The organism is uncultured Planktomarina sp. (genome assembly GCA_943788425.1).
In the GTDB taxonomy this organism is placed as follows: Bacteria; Pseudomonadota; Alphaproteobacteria; order Rhodobacterales; family Rhodobacteraceae; genus Planktomarina.
In genome coordinates this window covers 26,509-41,847 of sequence record CALSQF010000014.1, presented here as the reverse complement: position 1 = coordinate 41,847, position 15,339 = coordinate 26,509, and the positions used below count along the sequence as shown (strand labels likewise).

Genomic DNA, 15,339 nt, shown 5'->3' with positions numbered 1-15,339 from the left:
ACAAGGGTTTTAAAATCTTACAGATAAATCTTGCAGCCAATAGGGCAGGTTTTGTACGGCCCAAACCTCAATCTGGTGATGCACACCAAATAAAATCATAGCGCCGACCAAAACGAAGACCGCCCCCAAAATAGGTCGCGCACGATTGGACAAAGCCCGCATCCACTGCACGCGACGTTGCAACAGGTTGCGCGCACCGTAAGCCAAAACACAGATGATCGTGGAAACGCCGAGAGCAAATCCTGTCATAATTGCCCCAGCCCAAAGAAGTGAGCCTCCACCGCTGGCCAGCGCAATCGCCCCGCCTAAAGTTGGACCAATGCAGGGTGACCACACCATTCCCAGCAACAGCCCGCCGATAAATTGCCCCGAGAGCCGGCCACTATCAACCTCATCCAGCTGCGCGTCCACTCGGACCGCAAATCCAGTGGTCAGGCGGGTGAAGACCGTGCCCAAGCCAGGTGACATCAGTGCAAAACCAAAAAGCACCATAACCCCGGCCGCAACCTGCGCCACCACCTGATCGTTGATCCCCAAGGCTGGACCAAAGGCGGCGATGCCGATGCCCAGCGCGATAAACATCACGCTCATCCCCGCCGCCAAGGCCAAAGGCCCCAATCTGCTGGCCAGCAAAGCCGAGGCCAGAACGATCGGCAGAACCGGCAAAACACAAGGGTTGATCAAGGTCAGCAAGCCCGCAAGATATGCAAAAACGATCTCCATTGAGTCTTTATGCGCCACCGCTCCGCCTATGTCACGAGTATATGAAGTCCGCTGCGATCACATTATCGTGCTGTTATTGCAATGTTTGCCGGGCCATTTGCACAGACAAAATGCCAACCATAATGATAACCACCCCAACAATATCCCAAACGCTCAGGGTCTCGCCCAACAACACCGCTGCAATCATCACGCCAAAAAATGGATTTAAAAAGTGGAAGGTTGCCGCCTTGACCGCTCCAATACGCTGAACCAGCCAAAACCAAATAAAGGTGGCCACAAGACCGGGCATCAAGACCGTATAGGAAAAGGCCAGCACCAGTTTCACAGACCATGTGACCACAGGTTGGTCGAACATAAGGCCCGGGATGACCAGAAAGCCCGCCCCCACCAGCATCTGCAAACCGACGATCATCAAAAGGTTGCCCCCCGATGATGCGCCGCGCACCATCAAAGTTGCGACGGTCAGCGAAGCCACCGCAATGAAACACAGAGCAATGCCATAAAAATCAGCCCCCGCCTGCATCCGCGCGCCCATGATGAGCGCAACCCCGCCCGCGCCAGCGCAAAGCCCCAAGACACCCAGCGCAGAAAGGCGCTCGCGAAAGATCACCCAGCCGGCCAAGCCCACCGCCAAAGGCATCGTAGACGCAATGATCGAGGCCAATGAGGCTTCCACCGTCTGCATTGCTACGAAATTCAACCCCAAATACAAAGCATTTTGGCAAAGCCCGAAAACAATGGTGGCGCGCCATTGCCCAGGTGTGAGGCACCATGTTTGCCCCAAAAACCGCGCAAGGGCGATGCCAATCAATCCTGAAATCAAAAATCTAAGGGAAAGAGACAGGATCGGCGGCGCATCTGCCACAATGATCCGCGCTGAGGTGAATGCAGAAGACCAGATCAGCGCGAATGCCAAGCCAGCCAGAATAGCGCGTATGTCCATGGGGTATGTTTCCTTAACTGACCGCAAGGAGCTTGACGCAGTACTGCACCCTGGGCAAGACCATTTTGCGCCAACCAGATCAGATGCACATGCAAAAGCCCGCACCGAGGATCCGGCACGGGCTTTCATAAAACATGTCGGTTTTTTAACCGTTTACGCTGTCTTTCAGCGCTTTTGCGATGGTCATTTTGACCACTTTATCCGCATCTTTCTTGAAGCTTTCACCCGTGGCTGGGTTACGCACCATCCGCTCTGGACGCTCACGGCAATAGATTTTGCCAACGCCTGGCAAAGTCACAGCACCGCCGCCGGAAACTTCGCTGGTAATCAACTCACAGATCGCATCCAATGAGGCTGCTGCGGATTTTTTATCCGTATCCATTTTCTCTGCCAACGCGGCGACCAATTGTGTTTTCGTCATAGGTTTCGACATATATTTTCTCCTAACAAGCCCAACACCTTGGGCACCAATTTCCACCAGTTAACTGCATATTGTAGCGAGACACAACAAATTGTATCGTATAAAATGAAAAAAAAGACCCAAAGTCTCATATTTATAGAAATGCTGTCTCTTCAAAACTCCTTAGTTTACGCGAATGTATTCTTTCAAGCGGCATTTCGCGCAAAAGCTCCATTGCGCGAATACCGATGCGCAGGTGACGAGACACCTGAGTCTTGTAAAAGCTTGTGGCCATACCGGGCAATTTTAACTCCCCATGCAACGGCTTGTCACTGACGCATAGCAAGGTGCCATAGGGCACGCGAAAGCGATACCCATTGGCCGCAATCGTCGCACTTTCCATATCAAGCGCAATGGCGCGCGATTGACTGAGCCGATGCACCGGGCCTGATTGATCGCGCAGCTCCCAGTTGCGATTATCGATGGTCGCCACCGTTCCCGTGCGCATGATCCGCTTCAGATCATACCCTTGTAGGGCTGTGATCTCAGCCACAGCCTGCTCCAGGCTGGTTTGTATTTCAGCCAAAGCAGGGATCGGCACCCAAACCGGCAAGTCATCATCCAACACATGATCTTCCCGCAAATACGCATGGGCCAGTACGAAGTCGCCAAGGCTTTGTGAGTTTCGCAGACCCGCGCAATGCCCCACCATAATCCAGGCATGCGGACGCAACACAGCGATATGATCGGTGGCGGTTTTGGCATTCGAAGGGCCAACGCCGATATTGACCAATGTGATACCACTGCCGTCTGCGCGGGTCAGGTGATAGGTCGGCATTTGCGGCATTTTTTGCGGTGCTTGAAGAGGAGCATCCGCGGCTGTGATATAGTGGTTGTCTGGGCCAACAAAGGTCAGATAACCGCTGTTTGGATCTGCCATTTGCTCACGGGCGAAGGCTTCAAATTCTTCGACATAGAATTGGTAGTTGGTAAATAAAACATGGTTCTGGAAATATTTTGGATCCGTCGCAGTGTAATGGCGCAAACGGGCCAAGGAATAATCCACCCGCTGCGCATCAAACAGGGCCAAGGGCTGACTTCCATCGGGCTGAGCGACATCGGTTCCGTTTACGATATTATCATTGGTCGTGGCCAAATCAGGCACGTCGAAAACATCACGCAACACAAAACCAGCGGCATCCGCCGGAACCACGAGGCTTGGATCATGCGCCACAGCAAAATGGACCGGGATGGGCGTGGTCGAATAGCCGACCTGCACCGCGCAGCCATGATTTGCAATCAACAGCTCCAACTGTTGCTCAAGATAGTTTCGGAACAACCTCGGTTGGGTGATGGTGGTCGAAAAGACGCCCGGCCCATAAACATGACCATAGGACAGGCGACTATCAACCGAGGCATAGCTCGAGGTTGTAATGCGCACCTCCGGGTAAAAAGCCCGATAGCGGGTGCTGCTGTCCCCTGATTCCAAGGCCGAAATAAATTTTTCGCATAAGAACCCAGACGCCCGTTCGTAAAGCGCGATCAAATGGGTAACGGCCTCAGCCGCCTGCGCAAAACTCTGCGGGGCAGCGTCATCGGGGAGGGTGAAAACAGGATCAGGCGTCGGCATCTTGCCCCTCCTTTCGCAGCACCGGCACAAGCTCAAATTTGCGCACATCGACCAGCCCAAGATCTGAAATTCGCAGCTCCGGAATCACCACAAGCGCCAAAAGGGAATGCTGCATATAGGCATTGTTCAAATGGCAGCCACAATCGGCCATGGCCTGCACCATGGCCACGGCCTTTGCCGCAACCTCTTCAGCCGGCGCATCGGACATGAGGCCGGCGATGGGCAATTCCACCAATGCCAGCTCCCGCCGGTCTTTCCAAACGCTTACACCGCCCCCCACCTCCGCCAGGCGATTGGCTGCCAGAGCCATATGCTCGGCGCAAGTGCCCACCACAATCATATGGTGGCTGTCATGGGCCACGGTCGAAGCGATGGCCATCTCGCCCTGATAGCCAAAACCCGACACGAAGCCATTGGTCACACTGCCCCTCGCCCGATGTCGCTCAACCAAAGCAATTCGGCAAATATCACCCTGCCCACAAATGCGCCCCCCGCGTACTGGAAGCTCGGCCTCCAGCGCCTGTGTCGGCGCTTGGTTTTCCACCACGCCAATCACACGCACCTTCACCGCCTCGACGCCATCATCCGGCGCAGAAATGACGAACTCCGCTGCAGATTTTTTTGCGCCTATATGTACCGTATTGCGCGCCTCAGCCGGCCAGTCGATGTGCGGGCACTCAGCCGTGATCTGCCCCGCCAGCGCCACGGTTTTGCCCCGCGCAATCACCCGTTCAATCGGCAGTTCTCGTAAATCAGAGGTGAAAATCACATCCGCCCGGCGGCCCGGCGCGATACTGCCCAATTCCCGCTCAAGACCGAAATGCGTTGCCGTGTTGATCGTGGCCATTTGCAGCGCAACCAACGGGTCACAGCCGCATGCAATGGCATGACGCACCACCCGGTTCATATGGCCGCCCTGCACCAGCGTTCCAGAGTGGCAATCATCGGTGCATAAAATGAAGTTGCGAGGATCCAGTCCTTTCTCAGTGATCGCGGTAACTTGCGTTTCGACATCATACCACGCACTGCCCAGGCGCATCATCGACCGCATTCCTTGACGCACCCGCATGACGGCGTCGGCCTCGCAGGTGCCTTCATGATCATCAGCCGGGCCACCTGCGGCATAGGCATGAAACGCCGGACCTAGATCAGAGCTGGCGTAATGGCCGCCAATGGTCTTGCCCGCGCGGGCTGTGGCCGCCATCTCGGCCAACATCTGCGGATCACCATTCAAAACACCGGGGAAATTCATCATCTCTCCCAGCCCGATGATCCCTGGCCACTGCATGGCCTCAGCCACATCCTCAGCGCCAATCTCGTAGCCGGTGGTCTCCAGACCCGGTGCCGATGGGGCGCAGCTTGGCATTTGAGTAAAAATATTCACGGGCTGCATCAATCCCTCGTCATGCATCAACTTCACCCCAGCCAACCCCATAACGTTGGCAATCTCATGAGGATCAGTGAACATCGTGGTGGTGCCATGAGGGATGACTGCACGGGCAAATTCCGCTGGGGTCAGCATGCCACTTTCCACATGCATATGCCCATCACAAAGGCCGGGGATCAGATAGCCACTCCAACGCAACACCTCTGTTTCAGGCCCGATGCAATGGCTGGCATCCGGGCCAACATAGGCAAAACGTCCCGCCACAACCGCGACATCCCATCGCAAGATTTCGCGTGTGTGCACATTGGCCAATTGGCCGCCTAAAATCACAAGATCTGCTGGCCGGCGTCCCGCAGCCACAGCCACCAGATCGGCAGCACAATCAGACCAAGCCCTTAATGCATTATCCATAAGGTAGATTTTCCGATCTAGACGGGCTGCGCAAGTCCCTATACTGTTTTTTCACGGTAAAATACCTCAAGGTAAAGGGTTTCGTATGAAGATTGTTATTTTCCACAACCCCGATTGCGGCACCTCTCGTAATGTGGTGCAGATTGTTAAAGATGCTGGATTCAGCCCAACTGTGGTTGAATATTTAGATACGGGCTGGACGAAACCACAACTTCAAAGCCTCTTCGCAACCGCAGGTATCAGCGCCCGGGACGCCTTGCGCACGACAAAATCTCCAGCCGAGGAGCTGGGGTTGATGGGCGGAGATGTTACCGAGGAGCACTTGCTCGACGCCATGGTTGCTCATCCCATCTTGGTGAATCGTCCCTTTGTCGCCTGCAAAGGGCACGTGCGCCTCTGCCGCCCATCGGGGCAAGTGCTCGAAATCTTGCCGCAATGGCCCGCCGCCCCCTATGCCAAAGAAGATGGCAGCCCGCTCATCACCGCCGAAGGCGCGGTGGTGCCTGGCGCCTAGACAGAGGCGGGTTATCTCAACAAAAAGCCGGTTTTCGAGCCGCAATGACAAAGGACACTCTCATGGCAGCCTCCAATCTGCGCCCCAATATGAACAATTGGCAGGAACGTGTCGATCTCGCCGCCGCCTTTCGCTGGACGGTGCGATTAAACATGCATGAAGCGGTGGCCAATCACTTTAGCTTAGCCATTAATCCTGAGGGGACCAAATTCTTGATGAACCCCAATCAAATGCATTTCTCTCGTATCAAAGCCTCCGATCTCATCGTCGTAGATGCCAATGACCCGGCCAGTATGGAGGGGCCCGATGCGCCAGATCCCACTGCTTGGGGCTTGCATGGTGGGTTACATCGTAACTGCAAACACGCACGCTGCGCCATGCATGTGCATTCTCCTTATGCCACAGCCTTGGCCTCTCTCGCAGACAGCTCCTTGCCGCCGGTAGATCAAAATGCCTGCATGTTCTACAACCGCTATGTCATCGACAACAATTACGGTGGCTTGGCCTTCGAAGAGGAAGGCGCACGTTGTGCCAGCCTGTTTGAAAATCCGAAAAAGAAGGTCATGATCATGGGCAACCATGGCATTTTGATTATCGGAGAAACGGTAGCAGAAACATTCAACCGCATGTTCTATTTTGAGCGGGCCTGTCAAACTTATCTCCTGGCACTGCAAACCGGCCAGCCGCTGCGCATTCTGGATGCCGATGTAGCGGAAAAAACTGCACAGGAGCTGGAAACCTATCCCGAGCAAGACGCCCGGCACCTGGCCGAACTCAAGGCGATCTTAGACGAAGAGGGCTGCAATTACGCCGCATAGGCCAGACATCCAAGGCGCAACAAGTGCTGCCTAGCCCAGTGCCCGACGCAAGGCCTGCGGTGTGGTGCCATATTCGGAACGAAATGCACGGGTCATGGCGCTGGCGTCTTGATACCCGCAGCGCACGGCAATCTCTGCCACAGAGATGGAGGTTTCCAGCGCAAGCCCCCGCGCCCGCTCCAGCCGAATCCGCCGGTAAATGACCTGTGGCGCGGCACCAAGCCGAGCAAGAGTTTGCTGTTCCAAATGCTTTTGACTGCGTCCCAGCTGCTGCGCCAACTGAGAAATCCGCAGAGGCTCCTCAATATTGGCCCGCATCAGATCCACCGCGCGCGCCGCAATCCCTCCGCGCCGGTCCGGTCGCTGCGCAAATGCACCAGAAAAGAGATGTTCAACCCGCAAACGCAGTGCCGCCCCGTTCTGATTTTCGATCAATTGCATCGCCAGGTCAAAGGCTGTGGACGCCCCGCCGCAAGTGATCCGATCGCGATCATAGATGACCGCCTCTTTTTGCACATCAATCTCCGAAAACCGTTCAGAAAATCGATCCAGCTCGTCCCAATGTATGGTCGCCCGATGCCCATCCAGCAAACCAGCATCCGCCAAAAGCCAACTGCCCGTGTCGAGCCCCGCGAGGATGTCAAACCGCCGCGCCGCCGCCCGCAGCGCCCGGCGACCCATCACATTGGCATGGGTCAAAAACCCATATGACGGCATGACCATCAAGATGTCGCCGCGCATATCAGCAAGCTGCGCATCCGCTTCCAAACGCAGACCCGAGGAGGAGCGCACCGTCGGCCCAGCAAGGACCACAATCTTCCAATCAAAGACCCGTTGGCCCGAAAAATCATTGGCCGCGCGCAGCGGTTCAAGAACATTGGCCAGGCAATGATTTGAGAAGCGATCAAATAGCAGGATCGAAATCTGAGTGACCGTCGCAAGAGGATTTTTCGAATATGGCATGATTTAATCTAATACTGCATGATATAACCTGGCAATAGCCCTAGCGTCACATCAAACAGCCGTGAAGGAGGCCCCTATGCTCTATGGATTATCTGCAGAACAAGACATGATCGCACAAACTGTACGCTCATTTGTTGAAAAAGAAATTTACCCTCATGAAGAGCTGGTGGAGCGCACCGGCGAGGTGCCTGCTGAGATTGCCCAACAGATCAAGCAGAAGACCCTAGAGCTTGGGTTTTATGCCTGCAACTTTCCCGAAAGCGTGGGATGCGCGGGCCTGTCAAATATGGATTTTGCATTGGTCGAGCGTGAATTGGGGCGCGGCTCAATGGCGCTCAATCATTTCTTTGGACGACCACAAAATATTCTCATGGCCTGCGAAGGCGATCAAATTGACCGCTATCTCATGCCTGCGGTGCGCGGCGAGCGCATGGATGCTTTGGCGATGACCGAACCCGGCGCCGGCTCTGACATTCGCGGCATGAAATGCAGCGCCCATCGTAGTGGCGGCGATTGGGTGGTCAACGGCAGCAAACATTTCATCAGCGGCGCAGATCACGCAGATTTTTTCATCGTATTCATCGCCACGGGAGAAGACCAAACGGACAAAGGCCCAAAAAAACGGATCACAGCCTTTCTGGTCGATCGAGGCGCCCCGGGATTTTCTGTGCGCGACGGCTATAAATCCGTCAGCCACCGTGGATATAAAAATATGATCTTAGAATTCGATGACTGTCGCCTGCCAGAAGCGCAAGTGCTCGGAGAAGTGGATGGCGGTTTTGAGGTCATGAATACTTGGCTCTATGCCACACGGATCACAGTGGCCGCCATGAGCGTCGGTCGCGCACGACGGGTCTTTGACTACGCCCTGAACTATGCTGCCGAACGCGAACAATTTGGCCAAATAATTGGGAAATTCCAAGGCGTTAGCTTTCAATTAGCTGATATGATTACTGAAATTGATGCCGCAGATCTTCTCACGCTGGCCGCTGCCGACCGCCTAGACAAGGTGCTACCGGCCAACCGCGAGATTGCCTCCGCAAAGCTCTATGCCAGTGAGATGCTGGCGCGCGTGACCGATGCGGCTATTCAAATCCATGGCGGCATGGGGCTTATGAACGACTACCCGCTCGAACGCTTCTGGCGGGACGCACGGGTCGAGCGCATTTGGGACGGCACCTCCGAAATCCAGCGTCATATCATCAGCCGGGACTTGCTGCGGGCTTTGGGGGCGTGATGTCCAGGGGCCCCAAAGCCTGCCACGCGCAGCTGATTGCATAGGTGAGACATGCGAGACCTCACAAGGCTTTTGAAACCGAAATCGATCGCTGTGATTGGCGGCGGCGCTTGGTGTGCCTCAATCATCTCAGCTGCTGAGCAAATTGGGTTTGACGGTCTGCTGCATCCGGTACACCCCACCGGAAAACGGATTGCAGGCCGGAATTCATTGCCCAGTCTTGACGATTTTCCCGGCCCTATTGACGCGGCTTTCATCGGCGTGAACCGTCACGCCACCCTAGAGGTGGTGGCACAGCTGCGAAGCTTAAAGGCAGGCGGAGCCACCTGTTTTGCGTCTGGTTTCTCCGAAGCGGCCGCCGAGGACGCCGCGGCGCAAGACCTGCAAGCGCAGCTGATTGCGGCCGCGGGGGATATGCCGATATTAGGGCCAAATTGCTATGGGTTTGTCAATGCATTCGATGGCTGCGCAATTTGGCCGGATCAACATGGGTGCCGCCGCGTTCAAAAGGGTGTGGCGATTTTGACTCAAAGCTCGAACATCGCCATCAACCTGACAATGCAGAGCCGCGGCCTTCCAATTGGCTATATGCTCACCTGCGGCAACCAAGCGCAAACCTCTCAAACCGATATTGCGTTGCAGCTATTGGACGATGAACGTGTCTCAGCCATTGGCTTGCACATTGAGGGATTTGGTAATTTGCGCGGGTGGGAGGCCCTCGCCCAGAAAGCCCGGGCCAAAGGGATCGCCTTGATTGCCTTGAAATCTGGAGTATCGCAGCAAGCCCAAGCCGCGGCTGTATCCCATACTGCCTCTTTGACAGGCAGCGATACGGGCGCCGACGCCTTTCTCCGACGTCTGGGAATTCGCCGGGCACGCAGTCTGCCTGTCTTTTTAGAGTCCCTTAAAATCGCCCATCAATTTGGGCAATTGTCCAGCAACCGCATTGCCTCGATTTCCTGTTCGGGCGGTGAGGCCGCCTTGGCTGCCGATACAGCGCAGGACACTGAGCTTGTTTTCCCACCGCTAAACCCGCGGCAAGTCAAGGATCTTAGCGCGGCCTTAGGGCCGATGGTGGCCCTGGCCAACCCGCTGGACTATCACACATATATTTGGCGGGACCAAGCGGCTATGACACAGGCTTGGGCAGCGATGGCAGATGATGACATTGCGATGACCTTGCTGATCAGCGACTACCCGCGAGCGGATCTGTGTGATGCCAGCGATTGGGCCTGTGTCACGCAGGCCGCGATCGCGGCTACCCGGCGAACCGGGCGGCCCTATGCGGTGGTGGCGAGCCTGGCGGAACTGCTGCCCGAGCATATAGCAAAGACCTTGATCGACAATGGCGTTGGCGCCATTCACGGGCTGGATCATGGGCTGCAAGCTTTAGATCTGATGTCCCGACCGATGGCGCCGCTGGCCGAACCGGTGCTTTTGCCGGGCCGTGACCGCGATACGGCGGTTCTCGATGAGCACAGCGCAAAATTGGCACTGGCGACCCATGGTCTGAATATCCCAAAATCGGTTGTTGTTACTGATCGCGCCGCAGCCGAGTTGGCGGCGGCTGAGATAGGCTTTCCGGTCGTGCTGAAAACGCTGGGTCTTGCGCATAAGACCGGCGCCAATGGGTTGGCTTTGGGCTTGAGTACACCCGCCGAGGTCGCGGCCACAGCGCCGCATTTGGCCGATGGGCCGCTCTTGGCCGAACGCATGGTGGCCGGGTCTCTGGCCGAAATTTTGGTGGGCGTCACGCGCGATCCTGCGCATGGGTTTGTCCTGACCCTTGGCGCAGGTGGTACGATGACCGAAGTGTTGCGCGATCGTGCAAGCCTGCTCATTCCTGCAACTCGCTTCGAGGTGACCAACCTGCTGAAAAAATTGAACATCGCGCCGCTCCTGCAAGGGTTTCGCGGCAACCCACCTGTTGACCTGGGCGCGCTCCTCGACGCCATTGACGCGGTGCAGGCCTATGTGCTTGCCAATGCAGATCAGGTGGAGGAAGTTGAGATCAACCCGCTGATCTGCACAGAACAGACAGCGATTGCCGCAGATGCCTTGATAAGGAAAGCCCAATGAGCCCGATCAAAACCTATGTTGAAAATGGAATTCTTCAAGTCACACTGGACCGTCCAAAAGCCAATGCTATTGATTTGGCGACCAGCAAGATTATGGGCGAGACCTTTGCCGCCTTTCGCGACGATCCAAGCCTCCGGGTGGCGATCATCACGGGTGCAGGCGAAAAGTTTTTCTGTCCCGGCTGGGACCTCAAGGCCGCCGCTGATGGCGATGAGGTGGATGGCGATTACGGGGTTGGCGGGTTTGGCGGCTTGCAAGAGCTGCGTGGCCTCAACAAACCGGTGATTGCCGCGGTGAATGGCATTTGCTGCGGTGGCGGGTTAGAATGGGCGCTCTCCGCCGATATTATCCTTGCCGCGGATCACGCCAGCTTTGCCCTGCCTGAAATTCGCTCTGGAACAGTGGCCGATGCGGCCTCGATCAAAGTGCCCAAGCGCATCCCTTACCATATCGCAATGGAATTGCTCCTAACCGGCCGTTGGTTTGATGTGCAGGAAGCAAAATCTTGGGGCTTGATTAACCATTCCTATCCCGCGGAAGACCTGCTGCCACAGGCGTGGGAAATGGCGCGAGTGCTGGCAAGCGGTCCCCCGCTCGTCTATGCGGCGATAAAAGAGATCGTGCGCGATGCCGAGGACAGCAAATTCCAAGACAGCATGAATCGCATCACCCAAAGACAATTGGCCTCTGTCGATATACTCTACGCCTCTGAGGATCAACTTGAGGGCGCAAAAGCCTTCGCGGAAAAACGCGACCCGATCTGGAAAGGCAAGTGACGCAATCGATCTACCCAAGCCGTCGGGTAGATCGAACAATACCTGGTTCATCGAACCGCGACTTACATGCTGCAGCCTTTTTCCATGCTCAATTCCACCAAATATTCTTTGCGCTCCTTCGCCGCGGCCACATTCGTACCAGTAACGCCCTTTTCTTTTTGCGCTTTTCGCTCAAATTCAGTAGCTTCATGAATTTCAGCGGCCAATTGCATGCAACTGAGCTTGGTGTCGCCCATTTGCTTTGTGTCCACCACCTCGGGCGATGCGCAGGCCGTCACAGTTGCCGCCACACCGGCGACGGCAATCCATTTAAAAGTCTGTGTCATAGGCTCTCTCTTTTCTTTGATTGATCGGAACTTCCTCGCCTAAGATCAATTGGTTTAGAAATGATCACCCGTTGCAGCTAAAATCGGATCAATTTTAAGATTATGCTCCACCCAAGTAAAACTGGATCACGAAGACATCCCTCAACACTTGGACGTTGGGGTCATCCGTTGAAATAGATAACATTAAATATATAAATCAGATATTAAGTGCATCCTCCATCAAATTTAATTTCGATGGGACGATCAAAACCCTGGCGCAACGTCACCCGTGAGAATGGACGCGGGTCAGCGCCCCGACAAAATCACCACTTCTCGCAGCCAGTTTTTGCCCCTATGACCACCCTATGACCAAGACACTTCTTTGTATCGGCTATGGGTTTTCCGCCCGGGCCTTGACCCCGCTGCTTCTCCCTCTGGGGTGGAGCATCACCGGCACCACGCGCAACGCCGAAAGGGCAGAGGCGATGCGCGCCGAGGGAGTCACACCAATCATCTGGCCGGGCACAGATCTGGATGACGCGCTCAAAGCGGCATCGCATCTTTTGATCTCTGCCGCACCAAGCCCGGGTGTGGGTGATCCCCTGCTGGCAAGCCTGGACCTTGGCGCCTATGCGTATGACTGGGTGGGATATCTGTCAACCACGGGTGTCTATGGCAATCATGACGGCGCCTGGGTGGATGAATCCACCCCGCTCACCCCCAGCACCGGGCGCGGCGTATTGCGGGTTGCGGCCGAATCTGCTTGGCAAGCCACAGGCCTGCCTCTGCATATCTTCCGCTTGGCCGGCATTTACGGTCCGGGCCGCGGTCCATTTTCCAAAGTCCGCAACGGCACTGCACGCAGGATTATCAAAGCGGGGCAAATGTTCAGCCGCATTCATGCCGATGACATCGCCCAAGTTGTCGCCGCCTCGATCGCGCAACCACGCCCGGGAGCGGTCTATAATTTATGCGATGATGATCCAGCCCCGCCGCAAGATGTGCTGGCCTATGCAGCAGAGCTTTTGGGCCTACCCCTACCACCAGAGGTGGACTTTGACGCCGCCGAGATGACCCCCATGGCCCGAAGTTTTTATGCGGAGAACAAGCGCGTGCGCAATGATTTGATCAAGTCAGAGCTTGGGGTTCTCCTAAAATATCCAAGCTACAAAGAGGGGTTGCAAAGCCTTTTGGAATTGGAAACCTCTCAAACCAGGCGTTAGGCACGGACTTTAAGCGAGGCGATGCCGAGCGTTTGCAAGACTTTGTCGTGAATATCCTGCGCAGAGAGCTTGGCTTCGCGGTACATATCTGCTGGGCTGGCGTGATCGATGAATGTGTCTGGCAAAACCATGGAGCGATATTTCAGCCCGCGATCAAACACCGCCTCCTCTGCCAAAAGCTGGGCCACATGGCTGCCAAAACCACCGATGGCGCCCTCTTCAATGGTGATTAAAACCTCATGATTGGCGGCCAATTCGAGGATCATTTCCCGATCCAAGGGCTTGGCGAAGCGGGCATCGGCAATGGTGGGAACAATCCCTTGAGCCGCCAAATTTTCCACCGCAATACGTACTTCGCCCAAGCGGGTGCCAAATGACAAGATCGCGACTTGACTGCCCTTTTGCACCATGCGGCCCTTACCGATTTCCAGCGGTGTCGGGTTTTGCGGCAGGTCACAGCCAACGCCCTCGCCACGCGGAAACCGAAAGGCGATTGGACCCTCATCATAGGCCGCAGCTGTTGCCACCATATGACACAACTCCGCTTCATCGGCTGCGGCCATGACAACAAAATCAGGCAGATTGGCCAAAAACGCTATGTCAAAGGATCCCGCATGGGTCGCCCCATCGGCGCCCACCAAACCAGCCCGATCAATCGCGAAACGCACGGGCAAGCGTTGAATCGCCACGTCATGGACCACTTGATCATAGCCGCGCTGCAAAAAGGTGGAATACATGGCGCAAAATGGCTTCATGCCACCCGCGGCCAGGGCAGCTGCAAAAGTCACCCCGTGCTGCTCGGCAATCCCCACGTCAAAACATCGGCTGGGATAGCGTTCGGCAAAGAGATTAAGCCCCGTGCCGTCAGGCATGGCGGCCGTCACCGCGCAGATTTTTGGATCTTGTTGCGCCTGCTCAAGCAAAGACTTGGCAAAAACAGATGTATAGGAAGGTGCATTGGAGATGGATTTGGCCTGTGTGCCGGTCACCACGTCAAATTTTCCAACCCCATGACCTTTATCACGCGCAGCTTCCGCCGGGCCGTACCCCTTGCCCTTTTGGGTGATGACATGGATCAACATTGGACCGGTTGCGCGGTCGCGCACCATGCGCAGCACCGGCAGCAATTGCTCAAGATCATGCCCATCAATGGGGCCGAGATAGCTAAAGCCCAGCTGCTCAAACATCGTGCCGCCAACGGTCATGTGTTTCAGCATCTCCCGCGCACGCTTTGCCCCTTCCTGAAATGGACCAGGCAAAAGCGACACCGCCCCTTTGGCTGCCGCCTTAAACTCTTGGAAGGGCGCGCCGGTGTAGAGCTGGCTGAGATAAGACGACAAGGCGCCAACAGGCGGAGCAATCGACATTTCATTGTCATTGAGAATGACAATCATGCGTTTTTTCAAATGGCCCGCATTGTTCATCGCCTCAAAGGCCATGCCGGCACTCATGGACCCGTCACCAATCACGGCAATGGCATCACCAATCCCATGTTCGGGCGCACCACCTAAATCACGCGCCACAGCAAAGCCGAGTGCCGCCGAAATGGAGGTTGAGGAATGTGCGGCACCAAAAGGATCATAGGGGCTTTCACTGCGTTTGGTGAAGCCGCTGAGCCCGCCTTTTTGCCGCAGAGTTCGAATGCGATCGCGCCGCCCCGTCAAGATTTTATGCGGATAGGTTTGGTGCGACACATCCCAAATCAAATGATCTTTTGGCGTATCAAAAACCGCATGCAGCGCAACAGTCAGCTCAACCACCCCGAGACCCGCCCCAAGATGCCCGCCGGTGTCAGAGACCGCAGACACCGTCTCCGCCCGCAGCTCATCTGCCAATAGCCGCAACTCTTTGTCGCTCATGATCTTCAAATCCGCAGGCGTGGAGACCCGATCAAGCAAGGGAGTGTGGGGAGGTGTTTGTTTCACGCGCG

At 55.8% G+C, this 15,339-nt stretch carries 14 protein-coding genes; 6 read left to right on the top strand and 8 right to left on the bottom strand.

The window, feature by feature from the left end; translation table 11 throughout:
* Nucleotides 1-9: 9 nt before the first annotated feature.
* From ABLW18_RS11675 to ABLW18_RS11655, 5 genes are all read right to left on the bottom strand, one after another.
* Entirely contained in the window at nucleotides 10-741 is a 732-nt protein-coding gene (locus ABLW18_RS11675; protein ID WP_347824964.1) for a cytochrome c biogenesis CcdA family protein, read from the bottom strand.
* 55 nt (nucleotides 742-796) lie between these two features.
* Nucleotides 797-1,666, bottom strand: a complete 870-nt coding sequence (locus ABLW18_RS11670) for a DMT family transporter (protein ID WP_347824963.1) — start codon at nucleotides 1,664-1,666, stop codon at nucleotides 797-799.
* Between the two features lie 145 nt (nucleotides 1,667-1,811).
* Nucleotides 1,812-2,099, bottom strand: a complete 288-nt coding sequence (locus tag ABLW18_RS11665; RefSeq protein WP_347815738.1) for an HU family DNA-binding protein — start codon at nucleotides 2,097-2,099, stop codon at nucleotides 1,812-1,814.
* A gap of 121 nt (nucleotides 2,100-2,220) precedes the next feature.
* Nucleotides 2,221-3,696 (bottom strand): AMP nucleosidase, encoded by a 1,476-nt coding sequence (locus ABLW18_RS11660; protein WP_347824962.1) that lies wholly within the window; start codon nucleotides 3,694-3,696, stop codon nucleotides 2,221-2,223.
* Nucleotides 3,683-5,494, bottom strand: coding sequence for an adenine deaminase (locus ABLW18_RS11655; RefSeq protein WP_347824961.1), 1,812 nt, complete (start codon nucleotides 5,492-5,494; stop codon nucleotides 3,683-3,685). Before ABLW18_RS11655 ends, ABLW18_RS11660 begins: the two co-directional genes overlap by 14 nt.
* An 85-nt stretch (nucleotides 5,495-5,579) precedes the next feature.
* On the opposite strand from ABLW18_RS11655, the gene arsC reads away from it, so the two are divergent.
* Together arsC and ABLW18_RS11645 are read left to right on the top strand one after the other, a co-directional pair.
* Nucleotides 5,580-6,008, top strand: coding sequence for an arsenate reductase (glutaredoxin) (gene arsC, locus ABLW18_RS11650; protein ID WP_347824960.1), 429 nt, complete (start codon nucleotides 5,580-5,582; stop codon nucleotides 6,006-6,008).
* 62 nt (nucleotides 6,009-6,070) lie between these two features.
* Complete coding sequence (locus ABLW18_RS11645) at nucleotides 6,071-6,826, top strand: class II aldolase and adducin N-terminal domain-containing protein (RefSeq protein ID WP_347824959.1); 756 nt, start codon at nucleotides 6,071-6,073, stop codon at nucleotides 6,824-6,826.
* Nucleotides 6,827-6,856: 30 nt separating this feature from the next.
* Here the strand turns inward: ABLW18_RS11645 and ABLW18_RS11640 are convergent, their stop codons facing one another.
* Nucleotides 6,857-7,789 (bottom strand): helix-turn-helix domain-containing protein, encoded by a 933-nt coding sequence (locus tag ABLW18_RS11640; protein WP_347824958.1) that lies wholly within the window; start codon nucleotides 7,787-7,789, stop codon nucleotides 6,857-6,859.
* 76 nt (nucleotides 7,790-7,865) lie between these two features.
* Here ABLW18_RS11640 and ABLW18_RS11635 point away from each other — a divergent pair, with 76 nt between their 5' ends.
* From ABLW18_RS11635 to ABLW18_RS11625, 3 genes are read left to right on the top strand one after another with little or no spacing between them, the layout of a single operon-like run.
* On the top strand, nucleotides 7,866-9,026 hold the full coding sequence (locus tag ABLW18_RS11635) for an acyl-CoA dehydrogenase family protein (protein WP_347824957.1): 1,161 nt from the start codon (nucleotides 7,866-7,868) through the stop codon (nucleotides 9,024-9,026).
* Between the two features lie 51 nt (nucleotides 9,027-9,077).
* Nucleotides 9,078-11,105, top strand: a complete 2,028-nt coding sequence (locus ABLW18_RS11630; protein ID WP_347824956.1) for an acetate--CoA ligase family protein — start codon at nucleotides 9,078-9,080, stop codon at nucleotides 11,103-11,105.
* Nucleotides 11,102-11,881 carry a carnitinyl-CoA dehydratase gene (locus ABLW18_RS11625; protein ID WP_347824955.1) on the top strand — a complete coding sequence of 260 codons (780 nt, stop codon included), beginning with the start codon at nucleotides 11,102-11,104 and terminating at the stop codon, nucleotides 11,879-11,881. Before ABLW18_RS11630 ends, ABLW18_RS11625 begins: the two co-directional genes overlap by 4 nt.
* Nucleotides 11,882-11,943: 62 nt before the next feature.
* Here the strand turns inward: ABLW18_RS11625 and ABLW18_RS11620 are convergent, their stop codons facing one another.
* Nucleotides 11,944-12,207, bottom strand: coding sequence for a hypothetical protein (locus tag ABLW18_RS11620; RefSeq protein WP_347824954.1), 264 nt, complete (start codon nucleotides 12,205-12,207; stop codon nucleotides 11,944-11,946).
* A 344-nt stretch (nucleotides 12,208-12,551) separates the two neighbouring features.
* Here ABLW18_RS11620 and ABLW18_RS11615 point away from each other — a divergent pair, with 344 nt between their 5' ends.
* A complete protein-coding gene (locus tag ABLW18_RS11615) occupies nucleotides 12,552-13,409 on the top strand; it encodes an SDR family oxidoreductase (protein ID WP_347824953.1) in 858 nt (285 codons plus the stop codon).
* On the opposite strand, the gene dxs is transcribed toward ABLW18_RS11615, so the two are convergent.
* Nucleotides 13,406-15,334, bottom strand: a complete 1,929-nt coding sequence (gene dxs, locus ABLW18_RS11610) for a 1-deoxy-D-xylulose-5-phosphate synthase (RefSeq protein ID WP_347824952.1) — start codon at nucleotides 15,332-15,334, stop codon at nucleotides 13,406-13,408. The genes ABLW18_RS11615 and dxs overlap by 4 nt on opposite strands.
* Nucleotides 15,335-15,339: the final 5 nt, after the last annotated feature.